The sequence below is a fragment of the Novosphingobium sp. Chol11 genome (assembly GCF_945870625.1).
Classification (GTDB): domain Bacteria; phylum Pseudomonadota; class Alphaproteobacteria; order Sphingomonadales; family Sphingomonadaceae; genus Novosphingobium.
On sequence record NZ_CAMBTS010000062.1, the window covers coordinates 1 to 16,718 of the forward strand.

The following is a 16,718-nucleotide window of genomic DNA, read 5'->3' on the forward strand; positions in this document are numbered from 1 at the left end:
GAAGAAGTCCTGAGCCTCGCCCGAAAGAAAGGCGTCGATCATCGGCGCATCCGCCACAAACGCCTTATCCCGAGAATCCTTGCTATCGAGGATGCGTAGCGGGTTCTTCTCCAGCCGTTCCTGCGAGTCTTCGCTCAGCCCATCGCTGACATCGCGGAAGTATTCGATCAGCGCGGCGCGCCAGGCATCGCGGCTCGGCGCATCGCCCAGCGTGTTGAGCTGCAAGGTCACGCCCTCGGCAATGCCCAGTTCGCGGATGATCTGATCGGCCATCACCAGCAGCTCTACGTCTGCCTGCGGTTCGCCCGCGCCGATGATCTCGGCGTCGATCTGGTGAAACTGGCGGTAGCGGCCCTTTTGCGGGCGCTCATAGCGAAACAGTGGGCCGTGCGTGGCGATCTTCACCGGCGCATATTGCTGCCAGCCGTTGGTGAGATAAGCGCGCGCGATCCCGGCGGTGAATTCGGGCCGCAGGGTCAGCGATTCGCCGCCGCGATCCTCAAAGCTGTACATTTCCTTCGAAACCACATCGGTCGTCTCGCCCAGCGAGCGCGAGAACACGGTGGTCTTTTCAAACACCGGCATTTCGGCGCGGCGAAAGCGGTAAAGCTTGCGCACCCGCTCGAAGGTTTCGACGACATGACCAAATGCCCCGGCCTCGGGTCCGAAAATGTCCTGGGTGCCGCGGATCGCCTGCGGGGTCGATGGCTTGGGGGTTTTGTCGCTCATGGTGCGCGGCCAGATAGCGCCAATGCGCGCCGGGGGAAAGGTGCGCGGAAAATGGCCCCAAAACTTGCATTCCCCTAGTTGCAGAGTGGCGGGCTTCGCTGCATGTTGATGCAATGCTCATAAACGCTCTGCGCCCGTCGCTCCTCGCCGCTCTTCTGCTCACCTCGTCATTCAGCGCAGCTGCGCTTCATGCGCAAGTTCAGCCTGCCACCAACACGCGCCCGATGGCGGTGCCGATCGTGCCCACGGTGCCCGATGCGCAGGATGTGCCCTATCCCGGCACGATCGATCTCAAGATCGATGCCAGCGATGTGACGACGGGCGCCTATCGCGTGACCGAGACGATCCCGGTCGCGCCCGGCACAACCAAGCTGACGCTGATGCTTCCTGAATGGCTGCCGGGCAATCATTCGCCCGATGGCCTGATCGCCGAACTCGCAGAAGTGCGCTTCTTTGCAGGCGGCAAGCCGCTGACATGGAAACGTGACCCGGTCGAAGTGTTTGCCTTTCATGTCGATGTACCGGCGGGCACTGCCGAGGTTGTGGCCAAGCTGATCCACACCTCGCCGCTGCGCGAGAGCGAAGGGCGCATCACCATGACACGCGAAATGCTCAATCTGCAGTGGGAAAAGATGAGCCTCTATCCCGCCGGGCATTATGTGCGGCAGATCAAGATCAAGCCGGCCGTGACTTTCCCTAAAGGCTGGCAGGTGTTCACCGCGCTCGATGGCAAGACGCAGAGCGGCGACACGGTCACGTGGGACGTGACGGACTACGAAACGCTGGTCGATTCGCCGATCTTTGCCGGGATTTATGCGCAGCGGCACGATCTGGGGCAGAACGTCTATCTCGATATCGTGGCGGACAAGCCCGAATTGCTTGTGACCAAGCCAGAAAACATCGCGGTCTATCGCAACCTTGTCGATGAAGCCGTGCTCAATTTCGGGACAAAGCATTTCGATCATTATGACCTGCTGCTCGCGCTGACCGACCGGATGGGCGGGATCGGACTTGAGCATCACCGCTCGAGCGAAAACCAGTATGAGCCCAAGACGCTGTCCGAATGGGCGGCGGGCGATTGGGACCGGAACGTCGTTCCGCATGAGCTTGTCCATTCGTGGGATGGCAAGTTCCGCCGCCCTGCCAAGCTGTGGACCCCGGATTATCGCCAGCCGATGCAGGATAATCTGCTGTGGGTCTATGAAGGGCAAACGCAGTTCTGGGGTTACATCCTCGCTGCGCGCTCGGGCGTGCAGAGCAAGGACATGGTGCTTGCCATGATCGCGCGCGATGCTGGCGGCTTTACGCAGACTCCCGGGCGCGATTGGCGCTCGGTCGAGGATACCACGCTCGATCCGATCATGGCGGATCGCAAGCCCAAGCCGTTCTCCTCGCTCACCCGCAACGAGGACTACTACACCGAAGGCGCGCTGGTCTGGCTGGAGGCCGAGGCGATCATCCGCGAAGGCACTGGCGGCAAGAAGGGCATGGACGATTTCGCCAAAGCCTTTTTCGGGCTGCGTGACGGCGATTGGGGCACTGTGCCCTATGAATTCGAAGATGTCGCGGCAACGCTGAACGGGATCTATCCCTATGACTGGGCGGGCTTCCTCAAAACCCGGCTGCAAACCCCAGGACAGCCCGCGCCGCTCGGCGGCATCGAGCGCGGCGGCTACAAGCTGGTGTGGAAGGCAGAGCCCAATATCTATGACAAGGCGCGGATGGCGGAGGGCAAGTTCATCTCGCTCAATCATTCGCTGGGCATTGCCATCGACAGAGACGGCAAGATCACCGCGAGCCGCTGGGACGGGCCGGCGTTCCGCGCCGGTCTGGTCAGCGGCATGCAGATCGTGGCGGTTAACGGCACGGCTTATGATCAGGATACGATCAAGGCTGCGGTGACTGCTGCGAAGGGCAATGCCAAGCCGATCGAGCTGCTGGTCAAGCGCGACGACACCTACACCACCATCAAAATCGACTACCGCGACGGGCTGCGCTGGCCTTGGCTGGAACGGGCCGTCACCGGCAAGGCGGTGGCCGGGCTCGATCTGCTGCTCGCCCCCCGCCGCGCTGCGGCCAAGTAACGGGGTGCCGCGCATGCCGCAGTTGCGGGGTGCGCGGTTCGCCCCGGCGTGCTGGTGTCGAACATCGGGATAATCGCGTTAAGATCAAAGCCATCGGCCGCAGAGAGGGGGCTACATGGCCGGTTGCAGCGGGCTTGTCGCCGCGTTAGAGGCGTGGGCGACAATTCCACTGGCCCGGCGGGCCTAACCAAAGGCACACCATGCGCATCGACATGATCCCTACCGGCGACAATCCTCCTGAAAGCCTCAACGTTGTCATCGAGGTGCCGATGGGCGGCGAACCGGTGAAGTATGAATTTGACAAGGCTTCGGGCGCGCTGTTCGTCGATCGCATTCTCCACACCCCGATGCGCTATCCGGCAAACTATGGCTTCGTGCCGCATACGCTTTCGCCCGATGGCGATCCCCTCGATGCGCTGGTGATTTCGCGCTCGCCATTCGTTCCCGGCTCGGTGGTGCGCGCGCGGCCGATTGCTGTTCTAAACCTTGAAGACGAGCACGGCGGCGATGAAAAATTGATCTGCGTGCCGGTCAACTCCACCTTCCCATATTATGCAGATGTGAAAGAGCGTGAGGATCTGCCCGAAATCCTGCTGCAGCAGATCGAGCACTTTTTTACCCATTACAAGGATCTGGAAAAGGAAAAGTGGGTCCGCGTCGGCACCTGGGGCGGCGCCGAAGAAGCACGCCAGATCACGCTCGAAGCGATCGAACGTCAGGCACAGTCCAAGTCGGCCTGATTGTTGCAGCAGGCCGGGGGCTCAGTCCCCGGCCACGCTCAGCGCGTCGATTCGCAAAGTCGGCACATCGATCCCGCGGTGGATGTCGAGGTCGTCTGCGGCAATCAGCCGGGCAAACATCTCGATCAGATTGCCAGCCACGGTAAACTCCGCGATCGGCCCTGCAATCTCGCCGCCGACAATGCGAAAACCCGCCGCGCCTCGGCTATAGTCTCCGGTCACTCCATTGACCCCCATGCCGATGAGTTCGGTCACATAGATGCCATCGGCGATATCGGCCATCAACGCGGCGCGGGTCTGCGCGCCGGGCTGGAGCACGACATTGCTCGCGCTCACATGCGGCGGACCGGAGCTGCCGCGCGCGGCATGCCCGGTCGGCGCCGCACCAAGCTGGCGCGCCGCCGCTGCATCCATCAGCCAGCCGGTCAGGCGGCCTTGCTCCACCAGCGCGCGCTGACCGGTGGCGAGGCCCTCGCCGTCGAACGGGCGCGAACGCTGCCCCCGCCGCCGCAGCGGATCATCGGTGATCGTGATGCTGGAATCGAATATCTGCGCGCCCTCGTGATCGAGCAGAAAGCTGGCGCGCCGGGCGATCGCAGCGCCCGAGATCGCGCCGAGCAGGTGGCCGACCAGACTGCCGCCGACACGCGGATCGAACACGATCGAATACGTCCCGCTTTTCACCCTGCCGGGGTTTAGCTTGGCAGTGGCGCGCGTCCCTGCTTTGCGGCCGATTTCCTCGGGGGAGAGCAAATCAGAAGCGTGGCGGGCGGTGCGGTAGGCATAATCGCTCTGCATCCCGCCGCCCTCACCCGCGACCACGCTGGCCGAGATCGAATGGTTGGTCGTCGCGTAAACTCCGGCAAAGCCATGGCTTGTCGCCAGCGCGGCCACGCCGCGTCCCGCGCCCGCGCCGCCGCCCTCGGAATTGGTAACGCCGGGGATCGCGCGCGCCGCATCTTCGGCCTCTTCCGCCATGCGCCGCAATTCCTGCGGGCTCGGCTCGCGTTCATCGATCAGATCAAGTTCGGGAACCGGGCCGCGCATCAGGCATTCTTCGGGTGCAAGCCCGGCATAGCGATCAACCGGGGCCGCCCGCGCCATCAGCACGGCGCGTGCGGCCAGCTCATCGAGCGCCGCCTCGCCCAGATCGCTTGAACCGACCGACGCAGATGCGCCGTCCACGAACACGCGCAGCGCGATGTGCTCGGATTCAGACCGCTCGACATCTTCGAGCGCGCCCAGCCGGACCTGCACCGATTGCGATGCGTTGGCGAGATAGACCGCATCGCAGGCGCTGGCCCCGCCGCGCATCGCGCGTTCGATCAGCGTCTGACACCGCTCGGAAGCGACGGAGGGAGAAAGCATGGGCCAAGCCTTTCGCGCAAGGGTCTGGTCCGATCCGGGCGATGCAGGCCCGGATCAGGCAGGAAAGCGCGTGTCGTAGACCGCTGCCCAAACCGCTGCAAGCGGGGGCTCAAAAGAGCGCAGTGACACCCTTGAACAATGCGGTGAGCAGGAATGGCAGACCGATCGCCAGCGCCCATACCGCCAGTTGATCGCGGCGGCAGGCGGCGCGCATGGCCGGATCAGCCGCTGCTGCGGGGCTTAGCCCATCCCAGCGGCGTTCTATGTGGCGAAACATCGGGATGATCGCAGCAACCAGCACGACCAGCGCCAGCATGGGCAGCATCGAGCTGCGGTCCCCTTCCATCGCGCGCATCGTCACGAAAATCTGCAAGGCGGTGTAAACCAGCAGCGCATAGGCGACCGTGTCGCTCATCGATTTGCGCCAATCAATCTGCTGCTGGGGCGAAGCGGCATAATCTCGGTGTGTTTTGGCCATGGGTCTTTCCCGTTTTTCTCTCCCGATTCGGGCAGTTAATCATGCATTCATGTTGGGTTCAAGGATTTATCAGGCATTTGCTGCAATAGGCTAAGGCCATGGCGGCGGCGATCGAGACAAGCACCATGCACAAATCCTGCCAGTTGGATGCTGGTCGGGCTTTTCGCGGCCATCAGACCCGGCTATGGCGGAGGGCGATCCCAAACACGGCCCCCGGTACGACCCAAAAAGCGATCCTCGAAATCATGAACGCTCCCACCCCCGGCGTCGCCGCCAAACCAGCACCGACGCCCGATGCCGCGCCGCCGATTCCGCAAGGCGGGCTTGAGGTCGTGTCGATCGCCAAGAGCTATGATCGGCGCGCCATTCTTACCGATATCTCGCTGACCGTCGGCAAAGGCGAGGTAGTCGGCCTGCTCGGGCCCAACGGGGCGGGCAAGACGACGTGCTTCTATTCGATCATGGGGCTGGTTCGCCCGGATTCGGGGCGCATCCTGCTCGACGGCGTCGATATCACCAAGTTGCCGATGTATCGCCGCGCCATTCTCGGGCTGGGCTATCTGCCACAGGAAACCTCGATTTTCCGCGGCCTGACGGTCGAGCAGAACATCGCCGCCGTGCTGGAAATGGTCGAGCCGGACAAGGCCACCCGCAAGGCGGAGCTTGACCGGCTGCTGGGTGAATTCGGGCTGACCGCCCTGCGCGAAGCGCCTGCCATGGCGCTTTCGGGCGGTGAGCGCCGCCGCTGCGAAATCGCCCGCGCGCTGGCCGCCGATCCTTCGATCATCCTGCTGGACGAGCCCTTTGCCGGCATCGATCCGCTGTCGATCTCGGATATCCGCACTTTGGTGATCGACCTTAAGAACCGCGGGATCGGCGTGCTCATCACCGATCACAATGTCCGCGAAACGCTCGATATCGTCGATCGTGCCTGTATCATTTATGGCGGGCAGGTGCTGTTTGCCGGCAGCCCAGAAGCGCTGGTGGCCGATCCCAATGTCCGCCGCCTCTATCTTGGCGAGGGCTTCACCCTGTGATGCGCCTCGCTGCGATCCAGCCTTGCACGCTTGAGGGCGAGGGAACCTAGCGATGGCGATCGGGCCACGGCTGGATTTGCGGCAATCCCAATCGCTGGTGATGACCCCGCAGCTTCAGCAAGCGATCAAATTGCTGGCGCTGTCAAATCTCGAAGTCGAAGCCTTTATCGGCGAAGCGCTCGATGCCAATCCGCTGCTCGAACTGGGCGATGGCGCGCCGTCTGAAGCGATCGAGCCGGTTCCGGAAGACCTGCGCCGCACGCATCTTGAAAGCTCGCCGGTCGATCAGCTGGTCAGCGAGGGGCGCGCTGCCGAGGACCGCCCGCTCGATATCGATACAGCAGCGCTCGATGCCGACCGCGAAACCGGCGACGGGTCCATGCTCCCGGCGACGCTGGGCACGGCCGACCCCAGCGGCCGGGAGGCCGGCGGCGGGGAGGGTGAAGGCGGCGGAGCCGGCGGCGAAGGCCCGGATATCGATGAGCGCGCCGGCGCGGCCCTCACCCTGGCCGAACATCTTCATGCGCAAATCGGTGCAACCTGCTCGGACGGCCAGCGGCTGTTTGCGGCGCGCTGGCTGATCAACCAGCTCGACGAGTCGGGCTATCTTGCGATTTCTCTGGCTGAGGTTGCCGAAGCGCTGGGCCTGCCGACAGCACAGGTCGCGAGCGCGCTGGCGCTGGTGCAAGCGCTTGATCCCACTGGCGTTGGCGCGCGCAGCCTCGCCGAATGCATCGCGCTTCAGGCAAAAGAGGCGGATCGGTATGATCCGGCGATGGCGCGGCTGATCGATAACCTCGATCTGGTCGCGCGCGGCGAATTTGCCCGGCTCAAGCGGTTGTGCCGGGTCGATGACGAAGACTTTGCCGACATGCTCGGCGAATTGCGCGGTTATGATCCAAAGCCTGGCCTGCGCTTCGGGGGCGGCTCAGCGGAAATCGTCGTGCCCGATGTGCTGGTGCGCGAAGCGCCGCAAAAGGATGGCGCTGCGGGGTGGGACATCATGCTCAATCCTGCGACCTTGCCCCGGCTCGTGGTCAATCGCTCATACTATGTCGAAATGCGCCACGCCTGCCTTGCCAAGGATGCCAAGGCCTGGCTCGGCGAAAAGCTGGCCGATGCCAACTGGCTGATCAAGGCGCTCGATCAGCGGCAGAAGACCATCCTCAAGGTCTCGGCGGAAATCGTGCGCCAGCAGGAAGGCTTCTTTCGCGGCGGCGTGTCGCAGCTGAAGCCGCTTACCTTGCGCGCGGTGGCCGAAGCGATCGAGATGCACGAATCCACCGTCAGCCGCGTTACCTCGAACAAATACCTCCATTGCGCGCTGGGCACCTTCGAGCTGAAGTATTTCTTCACTTCGGGCGTCGCCTCGTCCGATGGCGATGGGGTGGCCTCGGCCGAAGCGGTCAAGGCGGCGATCCGCCAGCTGATCGAGGCGGAAGATCCCGCTGCGGTGCTGTCCGATGATACGCTGGTCGATCTCCTGAAAGCGCGCGGCTTCGATCTTGCGCGCCGCACTGTCGCCAAATACCGTGAGGCGATCGGCCTTGGCAGCTCGGTCCAGCGGCGGCGGCGCAAGGCGCTCGTCGGCGTGCGTTGATCGGTTCCGCGCTTCCTGCGCCGCTTGCAACGGGCCGGTCACGCAGGATATGGCTTGGATACAAGGCGCGGTCGTCAGGCTCGCCAGGGAGCATGCCATGAACGAGGCTGAAGCCAATCGCGCCCCTGCCATCAGCGGCAATGCTGAGGCTGCCGAGTCTGGCGACATTACCAAGTCTGCCAAAGTTCCGGCGCCGGTTCGTGGGGGCCGTCTGCTGCTCGGTGCGGCGGCGCTGATGGTTGCGGCGGCAGGCGGGGTGGCGGCGTATCGCGCTCAGCAGCACACGCCGCCTGCAACAGCGGCGCTGGTCGCCCCGCCCATGCCCGCGCCCAGCCAGGCCCCTTCGGTGGACGACGTGATCGCCAAACTGGAAGCAAAGCTCAAGGAAAAGCCCGATGATGCGCAAGGCTGGCGCATGCTCGGCTGGTCGTACTTCCAGACCCAGCGCTATGCCGAAGCCGCCACCGCGCTCAAGCAATCGACCAGGCTCGATCCCGAGCATGCCGAGACGTTCTCCTTTCTGGGCGAAAGCCTGGTGCTGGCCAGCAATGTCGAAGGCAAGATTCCGGCCGATGCGCGGGCTGCCTTCGAACGGGCTTACAAGCTCGATCCCAAGGATGCGCGGGCGCGCTATTTCAAAGCGGTGTCGATGGACATTGCCGGGCACCATAGAAAGGCGATCAACGCGTGGTTCGCGCTGCTCAAGGATACGCCGGCCGATGCGCCCTATGCCGATGATATCCGCGCGGTGATCCGCAATGTCGGCGCGATGCGCAAGATCGAGGTCGAAAAGCGTCTGGCCGCGATGCAATTGGCAGCAGCCGCTGCGAGCCCTGCGCCGGAAAACGCCAAAGCCGGGGGCGCGAAAATGGCCGCTTCCGAGCTGGCTGGCGCCGATGGTGCGCAGATCCGCGCGGCGCAAAGCCTTTCTTCTGAACAGCAGCAGGTGATGATCCGCGGCATGGTCGACGGGCTTGAGGCAAAGCTGAGCCGCAATCCGGATAACGCCGAGGGCTGGATCATGCTGGTGCGCAGTCGGATGCAGCTGGCAGAGCCGGACAAGGCAGGCAAGGCGTTCAAAGCCGGGCTTGGAGCGCTGCGTCACGATAGCACCGCGGCGAACCGGCTGCGCGAAGCTGCCAAAAGCGCCGGGGTTGCCGGTGCCTGACCGGGCCCGGGCGTAAAAAGTTTGCGCAAGTACACGATGAATGTTTCGTGTTCGGGGCTTGCGCAACGTTACCAAGTTGTTGAAAAGGCTGAAAACCTCCACCCTGCGGGCAGGACTTTGAGGGGCTGCAGCAGCAGAATGCGGATAACTGCCCTTACGAACAATTAACCTTTAATATTCATTGGTCATATGGTTAATGACGAGCAAGCCTCCTTGAAACAGGGGGTTATGCCATCGGGAATGGCAAAAAGGGGCTGATCCATGCGCGTATTGCTGATCGAGGACGAGCCAACGACGGCTAAAGCAATTGAGCTGATGCTTTCGACCGAAGGCTTCAATGTTTACTCTACCGATCTTGGCGAAGAAGGTCTCGATCTCGGCAAGCTCTATGATTACGACATTATTCTGCTCGACCTCAATCTGCCCGACATGCACGGGTACGACGTTCTGAAAAAGCTGCGCGTCGCCAAAGTGCAGACCCCGGTGCTGATCCTTTCGGGCATTGCGGAAATGGATTCCAAGGTACGCAGCTTCGGCTTCGGCGCGGATGACTATGTCACCAAACCCTTCCACCGCGATGAATTGATCGCGCGCATCCACGCCGTGGTGCGCCGTTCGAAGGGGCATTCGCAATCGGTGATCCGCACCGGCAAGCTGGCGGTCAACCTCGATGCCAAAACAGTCGAAGTCGATAGCGCGCGCGTGCATCTTACCGGCAAGGAATATGCGATGCTCGAGTTGCTTTCGCTGCGCAAGGGCACCACGCTGACCAAGGAAATGTTCCTCAACCACCTCTATGGCGGCATGGACGAACCCGAACTCAAGATCATCGACGTGTTTATCTGCAAGCTGCGCAAGAAGCTGGCGCATGCCTGCGACGGCGACAACTACATCGAAACCGTCTGGGGCCGCGGCTACGTGCTGCGCGATCCTGATGACAAGATGGATGCCGCAGCGGCCTGATCGCTCCCCTTTTTCTCCCCATGTTCCACGTGAAACGGCCCGCCTGCAAAGGCGGGCCGCTTTTTGTTTGGCTTTCGGTGATCAGCCGATCCGCTTGAAATAAGTCGTTTCCAGCTTGGGCAGGCTGCTGTTAGCCAAGACAATAGTCTCTGTCATGGATTGGCGGTTTCTCGCGACCGTATATACCCGCGTGGAGACGGGCGCGCCGTTCTTGCCCAGCGTCATCACGAGAGTGTTTGGCGCAGGGTGGCGGAGCGAGACAGTGTCGATGAAATCCATATTGCCGGTCACCGGAACGGGCACGCCGTCCAGCGCTGCGATCGAATCTGCGCTTAAGATGGCACCGTCGGGGCCAACGATCTCCACTTTTGTCGTCCACTTCTGATCCGGTGAGACTTGGAAGGCTACAGTCACTTGACGTGGGCGCTCTTCCACCGAGATGCGTTCGACATCGAGCGACCACCGCCCGACAAGCGGCAATGACCGGGCGGATGAGGCCTGAGCAGGCGCCGTGCGGGCAACCTGATACGTCGAACTCGCAGCAATGACCATAAGTCCGGCGGCGATTGGCAGTGCGATCAGCATGAGCTTCGTTCCATTCGTTCGGAGTAGCCCGGCGCTTGCGGGCTGCTCCACTCCGTTCGCCGCGGAACGTTGCTGCGATAGATCGATTTTTGTGTCCCAGATTTTCTGTGCATCCAGCAGGCGTGCCAGTTCGCGGCTGCTGCCGACCCCGGTCTTGCGGCGCGCGTCGCGCAAGCGCTCGTTTATCGAGGCTTCTGATCGCCCAAGCCGAACCGCAATTGATTTAACCGTGTGTCCCGCCGTCAACAGGTGAAGGATTTCCAGCTCCTTGTCTGTTAATGCGGTAAACACGCTATGTGGTTGGTTATGCGCAGACATATCTCGTGATCACCACAAGGCTTACAGGCCGTCCATCCCAATTTTCTTGGGAGGCTGCATCCAGCATAGCCGTTTTCGCCTGATCTTGACCCTAACCGGGCCGACTGCCACAGACCCGGCACATGACAGCGTACAAACCCGGTGATCCGCTCACCCTCAGCCGCCTTTATGGCCGCGCCAAAGGCAGGCCCTTGCGCACCGGCCAGCAGGGCCTCATCGACACTTTGCTGCCCGCCATCGCCGTGCCCGCGGCGGGCGAAGTGACCGCAGCTGCCCTGTTCGGCCGGGATTGTCCGCTCCATTTCGAGATCGGCTTCGGCGGCGGCGAGCATCTGGCCTTCCGCGCCGATCTCCTGCCCGATCACGGCTTCATCGGGGCCGAGCCGTTCCTCAATGGCGTGGCGCAGGCGCTGGTCCACCTGGATGGCGACGGCGGGCGCACGGCCCCGATCTGCAACGTCCGCATCCATCATGGCGATGCGCTCGAAGTGCTGGCGCGGGTGCCCGATGGGGCGCTCTCGTTTGTCTATCTGCTTCATCCCGATCCCTGGCCCAAGGCGCGCCATGCCAAACGGCGGATGATGAACCCCGGGCCGGTCGAGCTGATCGCGCGCAAGCTGAAACCCGGCGGCGAGTTTCGCTTCGGCACGGATCATCCGGTGTACTTGCGCCATGCGCTGATGATCATGCGTCAGTTCACGGATCAGTTCGCCTGGGCGGCCAATTCCCCCCGCGATTTTCAAGTCCGGCCAGGCGGCTGGTCCGAAACGCGCTATGAGGCCAAGGCGCACGCGCTCGGCCATGAGGTCTGGTATTTCCGCTACGCGCGCAGGCCGGGATAACCGGGCGGCGGGCGTGATCCGCGCCGATCCAGCCTGCCCTCCTCGTGAAAAACTGACCATTACCGGTTTCCTCGGGTTGCCTACCCATTAACCATTTAACGGGACGCTAATAGAATCTGCGTAATCCCATGCTCGTCGCGCGGGGTTGTTGCTCCGTCCGGCGAGGAACCGGATCATGTCGAACACCAAGACTGCCAACGCGATCATTGCCGAAATGCGCGAATTTGCAGGGTTTTCAGCGTGTGAGCAGCGCTACATCCGGCGCAGTCTCGATATTGGTCTGGCCCGCCACAATGCGCTTGAGCGTTGGTCGCGCGGGCGGCAGGACGCGGCCACCATCCGCACCCAATATGTCGTCTATCAGGATTTGAAGCTGCTGCGCGGCAAGCTGCCGGCCGATGTCGCGGCGCACCTGATCGGCGTTGAAAGCCTCGACGATTTTATGGGGCCGCTGCTGCGGGTCACTACTTTCGATCTTGCCCAGGCATCGCTTGCCAGCTTTTCGGCCTATCGCTTTCTCTATGAGCGCCTGCTTGGTGCCGAAGCGCGGCCATGGCTGCCATCGGCGTTCTGCGGGGCCGCAGCCTTGCCGCAGATCCGCCCCGAAAACCGCAAAGGCCTGCTTCAGTCGATCAGCGAAGCTGCGGCGACCGCGCCGGGCTGGTCGATGAACGAGCCGGTGTTCTTTCCCGAATTTGTCGAGCTCGATAACGCCGCCTGATAGCGCGCTTCCGGCGCGCGTTCAGGCCATCACTTGGCGCGGTCGGGCTTGCTCCGCCAGGTGCCCTTCTTGGGCCCCTTGCCGGCCGGGCCCGTTCCGCCCGGCCTGCTCTGATCATTCCCCCGCGCCGGATGGCGATAAGGCTTGGGCGCATGCGCCGGCTTGGCCCGGTGCACTGGCGCTCCCGAAGCATTGTCGCGGCGGCGATGGCGCGCTTCTTCGCGCGGCCCCCCCTCGACTTGTGTGATCTCGACCTCGTCGCCTTCATCGGCGGTGCGGCGCACCGCATCGAGAAAGCGCGCGGCCACGGTCCCTTGCACTTCGAACAGCGTTTCATCACCGGTGATGCGGATCGCGCCGATTTCGGTGCGGCTAACATGGCCGCGCCGGCAGAGCAGCGGCAGGATCCAGCGCGGATCGGCATTCTGGCTGCGGCCAATATTGACGCGGAACCAGCTGCTGCCCTCAAAGCCGGGGCGCGGGGTGCGCGGTTCGGTCGGCGAAGCATCGCTGCTGACCAGTTCCTCTGGCTGCGGCAGCCGCGAACGGTGGATCTGCACCAGCGCCGCCGCCAGATCTTCTGCGCTGCGCTCGGTCAGCAGGCGGGCTGCCAGCACGCGGTCCTCCTCGGTCACGTCGATGGGCGCGAGCAGCGCGGCGAGCAGGCGCTCGCTATCGGCGCGGCGGATATCTTCCGCCGAAGGCAGCGGCACCCATTGCGCGGCAATGCGCGCCCCGCGCAGCATGCCTTCCACCCGCTTGCGCCGCGGATAAGGCACGATGAGGACAGCGGTGCCCTTCTTGCCCGCGCGCCCGGTGCGGCCCGAGCGGTGCTGCAAAGTCTCGGCATCGCGCGGAATCTCGACATGGACGACGAGGCTGAGCGAGGGCAGGTCGATCCCGCGCGCCGCCACGTCGGTTGCCACGCAAACCCGCGCGCGGCGATCGCGCAAGGCTTGCAGCGCCGAATTGCGCTCGTTCTGGCTATGCTCGCCCGAAAGCGCGACGACCGCAAAGCCGCGATCGGTGAGGCTGGCATGAAGGCGGCGGACATTGTCGCGCGTCGCGCAAAACAGCATCGCCGTTTCGGCTTCGTGAAAGCGCAGCAGATTGACCACCGCGCCTTCGATATCGGCGGGAGCCACCGCGATGGCTTGATACTCGATATCGCCATGGCCGCGCTCTTCGGTCACGGTCGAGATGCGCAGCGCGTTCTTCTGATAACGCCGCGCCAGCGCGACAATCGGCGAGGGCATGGTTGCGGAGAACAGCATCGTGCGCCGCCCGTCCGGGGTCGCATCGAGAATGCCTTCAAGGTCCTCGCGAAAACCCATGTCGAGCATTTCGTCGGCTTCATCGAGCACCGCGACCTTGAGGCCTGAAAGGTCGAGCGCGCCGCGTTCGAGGTGATCGCGCAACCGGCCCGGCGTGCCGACCACGATATGCGTGCCATAGCCCAGCGCGCGCCGTTCGCGCGAGGCGTCCATGCCGCCCACGCACGTGGCGATGCGCGCGCCCGATTTGGCAAACAGCCATTCCAGCTCGCGGCTGACTTGCAGCGCCAGTTCGCGCGTCGGCGCGATCACCAGCGCCAGCGGCGCGCCCGCCGGGGGGGCCATGCCTTCGGCATTCAGCAGTTGGTCGGCCATGGCGAGGCCAAAGGCGACCGTCTTGCCCGATCCGGTCTGCGCCGAAACGACCAGATCGCGCCCGCGCGCCTCGGCCTCGAGCACGGCAGCCTGAACCGGGGTGGGGGCGGCATAGCCGCGTTCGGCCACAGCAGCGGCGATGACAGGGGGAAGCTGGGAAAAGGGCATGGGTCTCGCAGAATTCTGGGGGGGCCGCGCAGCGCGGCTGCTCCCCTTAGGCCAATCCGCCCGGTTTGGCGCGCTCAATCTTGCGCGAGGCCATTATCCGGTTTCCACTCACCCTTTGTACAGCGCATCGGTCCGCGCGGCGTAGCGTTCCTTGATCTTGTGCCGCCGGATTTTCATCGAGGGGGTCATCTCTTCGTTGTCGATCGTGAAGGCTTCATCGGCAAAGGCGAACTGGCGCACTTTTTCGGTGACGGACAGATCGCGGTTCACCCGGTCGACCGCCGCGCGCACCGCGCCCCGAAACGCGGGCAGATCCTGCAAGGCGCGCATGTCGAACTTTTCGCCTTCGCGGCGCGCCCATTCCAGCGCCCATTCGGCATCGGGCACGATCAGCGCGACGATGTAGGGCCGCTTGTCGCCTGTCACCATCGCCTGCGCGATTTCGGGCTGGAGCGTGAGCATCCCTTCGATCTTCTGCGGGGAGACATTGTCGCCCTTGTCGTTGACGATCATGTCCTTCTTGCGATCGGTGATCTTGATCCGGCCTTTGGCGTCCAGATGCCCTATGTCGCCGGTGTGCAGCCACCCCTTCTGCAGCGCGCGCGCGGTCTCCGCCTCGTTGCGCCAATAGCCGTGCATCACCAGCTCGCCGCGCACGAGGATCTCGCCATCCTCCGCGATCTTGACTTCCACCCCCTTCATCGGCGGGCCGACGGTGTCCATCGCAAGGCCCACCGCGGGCCGGTTGCACGAAATCACCGGCCCCGCCTCGGTCTGGCCATAGCCTTGCAGCACGGTGATCCCCATTGCCTGGAAAAATACCCCGACCTCAGGATTGAGTGGCGCGCCGCCTGCCACCATCGCCTTCACCCGCCCGCCAAAGCGCGCGCGGATCTTGGGCCGCAACAGCCGTTCGAGCAGCAGATCAATCGGCTTGTCGATCAGCCGCCCACGTCCCGCCGCTTGCCGCGCCCCGATCGCCAGCGCGCGGCCCATCAGATAATTCGGCAGGCGGCCCTGCTTTTCGATCTGCTTGATGATCCGCGCGCGCAACACTTCAAACAGGCGCGGCACCACCACCATCATCGTCGGGCGGGTTTCCTCGATATTGCTCGCCAGCTTCTCGAGCCCTTCGGAATAGTAGATCTGCGCGCCCATCCCGATCGGCAGATATTGCCCGCCGGTGTGTTCATAAGCGTGGGAGAGCGGCAGGAACGAGAGGAACACCTCGTCGCCCCAGCCCAGATCGTCGGCCAGGATGGTGCCTGCGCCATCGACATTGCACAGGATCGCGCCGTGATGCTGGCGCACCCCGCGCGGGGTGCCGCCGGTGCCGCTGGTATAGATCAGGCAGGCAAGGTCGGCCCGCCCGATGCCGGCCACGCGCGCCTCGGTTTCCAGCCGCGCGGATGCAATGTCGCCTTTCAGCAGCGCGGGCCAATCGTGAAAGCTGATCGTGCCCGATTGCATCCGGCGCAGCGGCTCGATGCCGATCACATGCGCAAGCTCGGGCGCGCGCAGCGCCGCGCCCATCACCGCTTGCGCCAGCTTGGGGGTCGAGACGATCACCGCGCGCGCGCCCGAGTTTTCGAGGATATGCAAATGATCGCGCTCGGTATTGGTGGTGTAGGTGGGCACCGTGACCAGCCCCGCCGCCATGATCGCCAGATCGGCAATGCACCACTCGGGCCGGTTTTCGGAAACCAGCGCGACGCGGTCGCCTTGGTTCAGCCCCAGCGCACGCAAAGATTGTGCCAGCAGGCACATCTGATCCGCGGCCTCGCGCCAGCTGATCGATTGCCACCGCCCGCCCTGCTTGGCCCAAAGAAACGGCGCGTCGCCCCGTTCATGCGCCCGGTCCAGGAACATCGCGACCAGATTCGGGTAGCCCGCAAAATCGGAGAGCTGCACGTGGGATCATCCTCTTGCCCGCTTCCGGCCTGGCGCGCGCGGCGTGCTGGCCGTTATTTCCCTGCAAAGCTACGACCCCCGCCGCCCGACCGCAACCCGGCCTGTGGAAAGCAGCACCACTCCCCCTCCCTCCTTCGAAAGGCTCAGGATGAGCGGGAGGGGAGCAGAAAGCACAACCAGTGCCCCTCCCGCCTGCGGGAGGGGTTAGGGGTGGGCAGCCTCCACACACAAACTCCTTGACAAAACGAACCATATAGGCTAAATGCCCCGCAGATCGGGAGCGGGCTTGGCCGGCCTTGCCTTCGCTCTTTCGGGTTTGTTCGCCCCGCGAGCAGGCCCGATGCGACCGGTGCGGGC

14 protein-coding genes are annotated in these 16,718 nt (G+C 63.8%); 8 read left to right on the forward strand and 6 right to left on the reverse strand.

Annotated elements, in window-relative coordinates; genetic code table 11:
* Positions 1-729: histidine--tRNA ligase (hisS, locus tag Q0O40_RS10515; protein WP_295529402.1), on the reverse strand; the 729-nt coding region annotated here is incomplete at its 3' end.
* Between the two features lie 113 nt (positions 730-842).
* On the opposite strand from hisS, the gene Q0O40_RS10520 reads away from it, so the two are divergent.
* Positions 843-2,813, forward strand: coding sequence for a peptidase M61 (locus tag Q0O40_RS10520; RefSeq protein ID WP_295529404.1), 1,971 nt, complete (start codon positions 843-845; stop codon positions 2,811-2,813).
* Positions 2,814-3,013: 200 nt separating this feature from the next.
* Positions 3,014-3,553, forward strand: a complete 540-nt coding sequence (gene ppa, locus Q0O40_RS10525; protein ID WP_295529407.1) for an inorganic diphosphatase — start codon at positions 3,014-3,016, stop codon at positions 3,551-3,553.
* A gap of 21 nt (positions 3,554-3,574) precedes the next feature.
* Here the strand turns inward: ppa and Q0O40_RS10530 are convergent, their stop codons facing one another.
* A complete protein-coding gene (locus Q0O40_RS10530; protein WP_295529409.1) occupies positions 3,575-4,921 on the reverse strand; it encodes a TldD/PmbA family protein in 1,347 nt (448 codons plus the stop codon).
* A 109-nt stretch (positions 4,922-5,030) separates the two neighbouring features.
* Positions 5,031-5,399, reverse strand: a complete 369-nt coding sequence (locus Q0O40_RS10535) for a hypothetical protein (RefSeq protein ID WP_295529411.1) — start codon at positions 5,397-5,399, stop codon at positions 5,031-5,033.
* Between the two features lie 245 nt (positions 5,400-5,644).
* Here Q0O40_RS10535 and lptB point away from each other — a divergent pair, with 245 nt between their 5' ends.
* The 4 genes from lptB (at position 5,645) to ctrA (ending at position 10,167) form a co-directional block, all read left to right on the forward strand.
* Positions 5,645-6,436: an LPS export ABC transporter ATP-binding protein gene (gene lptB / locus Q0O40_RS10540; RefSeq protein ID WP_295529413.1), complete on the forward strand. Its 792-nt coding sequence runs from the start codon at positions 5,645-5,647 to the stop codon at positions 6,434-6,436.
* Between the two features lie 52 nt (positions 6,437-6,488).
* Positions 6,489-8,036: an RNA polymerase factor sigma-54 gene (gene rpoN / locus Q0O40_RS10545; protein WP_295529415.1), complete on the forward strand. Its 1,548-nt coding sequence runs from the start codon at positions 6,489-6,491 to the stop codon at positions 8,034-8,036.
* A 97-nt stretch (positions 8,037-8,133) separates the two neighbouring features.
* A complete protein-coding gene (locus Q0O40_RS10550) occupies positions 8,134-9,204 on the forward strand; it encodes a tetratricopeptide repeat protein (protein ID WP_295529417.1) in 1,071 nt (356 codons plus the stop codon).
* A 261-nt stretch (positions 9,205-9,465) separates the two neighbouring features.
* The gene (ctrA, locus tag Q0O40_RS10555) at positions 9,466-10,167 is read left to right on the forward strand and encodes a response regulator transcription factor CtrA (RefSeq protein WP_295529419.1); all 702 of its coding nucleotides are present in this window, start codon (positions 9,466-9,468) and stop codon (positions 10,165-10,167) included.
* Positions 10,168-10,248: 81 nt separating this feature from the next.
* Here the strand turns inward: ctrA and Q0O40_RS10560 are convergent, their stop codons facing one another.
* A complete protein-coding gene (locus Q0O40_RS10560; protein WP_295529421.1) occupies positions 10,249-11,043 on the reverse strand; it encodes a helix-turn-helix transcriptional regulator in 795 nt (264 codons plus the stop codon).
* A gap of 149 nt (positions 11,044-11,192) precedes the next feature.
* Here Q0O40_RS10560 and Q0O40_RS10565 point away from each other — a divergent pair, with 149 nt between their 5' ends.
* The gene (locus tag Q0O40_RS10565; protein WP_295529423.1) at positions 11,193-11,912 is read left to right on the forward strand and encodes a tRNA (guanosine(46)-N(7))-methyltransferase TrmB; all 720 of its coding nucleotides are present in this window, start codon (positions 11,193-11,195) and stop codon (positions 11,910-11,912) included.
* A 175-nt stretch (positions 11,913-12,087) separates the two neighbouring features.
* The gene (locus Q0O40_RS10570) at positions 12,088-12,633 is read left to right on the forward strand and encodes a hypothetical protein (protein WP_295529425.1); all 546 of its coding nucleotides are present in this window, start codon (positions 12,088-12,090) and stop codon (positions 12,631-12,633) included.
* A gap of 29 nt (positions 12,634-12,662) precedes the next feature.
* On the opposite strand, the gene Q0O40_RS10575 is transcribed toward Q0O40_RS10570, so the two are convergent.
* Positions 12,663-14,450, reverse strand: a complete 1,788-nt coding sequence (locus Q0O40_RS10575; protein WP_295529427.1) for a DEAD/DEAH box helicase — start codon at positions 14,448-14,450, stop codon at positions 12,663-12,665.
* 108 nt (positions 14,451-14,558) lie between these two features.
* Entirely contained in the window at positions 14,559-16,361 is a 1,803-nt protein-coding gene (locus tag Q0O40_RS10580; protein WP_295529429.1) for a long-chain fatty acid--CoA ligase, read from the reverse strand.
* Between the last annotated feature and the right edge of the window lie 357 nt (positions 16,362-16,718).

What these genes read in the sequence shown, in the direction of transcription:
- Q0O40_RS10520 (WP_295529404.1), top strand. Translation starts at nt 843, where the DNA reads ATGCTCATAAACGCTCTGCGCCCGTCGCTCCTCGCCGCTCTTCTGCTC.
- ppa (WP_295529407.1), top strand. Translation starts at nt 3,014, where the DNA reads ATGCGCATCGACATGATCCCTACCGGCGACAATCCTCCTGAAAGCCTC.
- Q0O40_RS10530 (WP_295529409.1), bottom strand. Translation starts at nt 4,921, where the DNA reads ATGCTTTCTCCCTCCGTCGCTTCCGAGCGGTGTCAGACGCTGATCGAA.
- Q0O40_RS10535 (WP_295529411.1), bottom strand. Translation starts at nt 5,399, where the DNA reads ATGGCCAAAACACACCGAGATTATGCCGCTTCGCCCCAGCAGCAGATT.
- lptB (WP_295529413.1), top strand. Translation starts at nt 5,645, where the DNA reads ATGAACGCTCCCACCCCCGGCGTCGCCGCCAAACCAGCACCGACGCCC.
- rpoN (WP_295529415.1), top strand. Translation starts at nt 6,489, where the DNA reads ATGGCGATCGGGCCACGGCTGGATTTGCGGCAATCCCAATCGCTGGTG.
- Q0O40_RS10550 (WP_295529417.1), top strand. Translation starts at nt 8,134, where the DNA reads ATGAACGAGGCTGAAGCCAATCGCGCCCCTGCCATCAGCGGCAATGCT.
- ctrA (WP_295529419.1), top strand. Translation starts at nt 9,466, where the DNA reads ATGCGCGTATTGCTGATCGAGGACGAGCCAACGACGGCTAAAGCAATT.
- Q0O40_RS10565 (WP_295529423.1), top strand. Translation starts at nt 11,193, where the DNA reads ATGACAGCGTACAAACCCGGTGATCCGCTCACCCTCAGCCGCCTTTAT.
- Q0O40_RS10570 (WP_295529425.1), top strand. Translation starts at nt 12,088, where the DNA reads ATGTCGAACACCAAGACTGCCAACGCGATCATTGCCGAAATGCGCGAA.
- Q0O40_RS10575 (WP_295529427.1), bottom strand. Translation starts at nt 14,450, where the DNA reads ATGCCCTTTTCCCAGCTTCCCCCTGTCATCGCCGCTGCTGTGGCCGAA.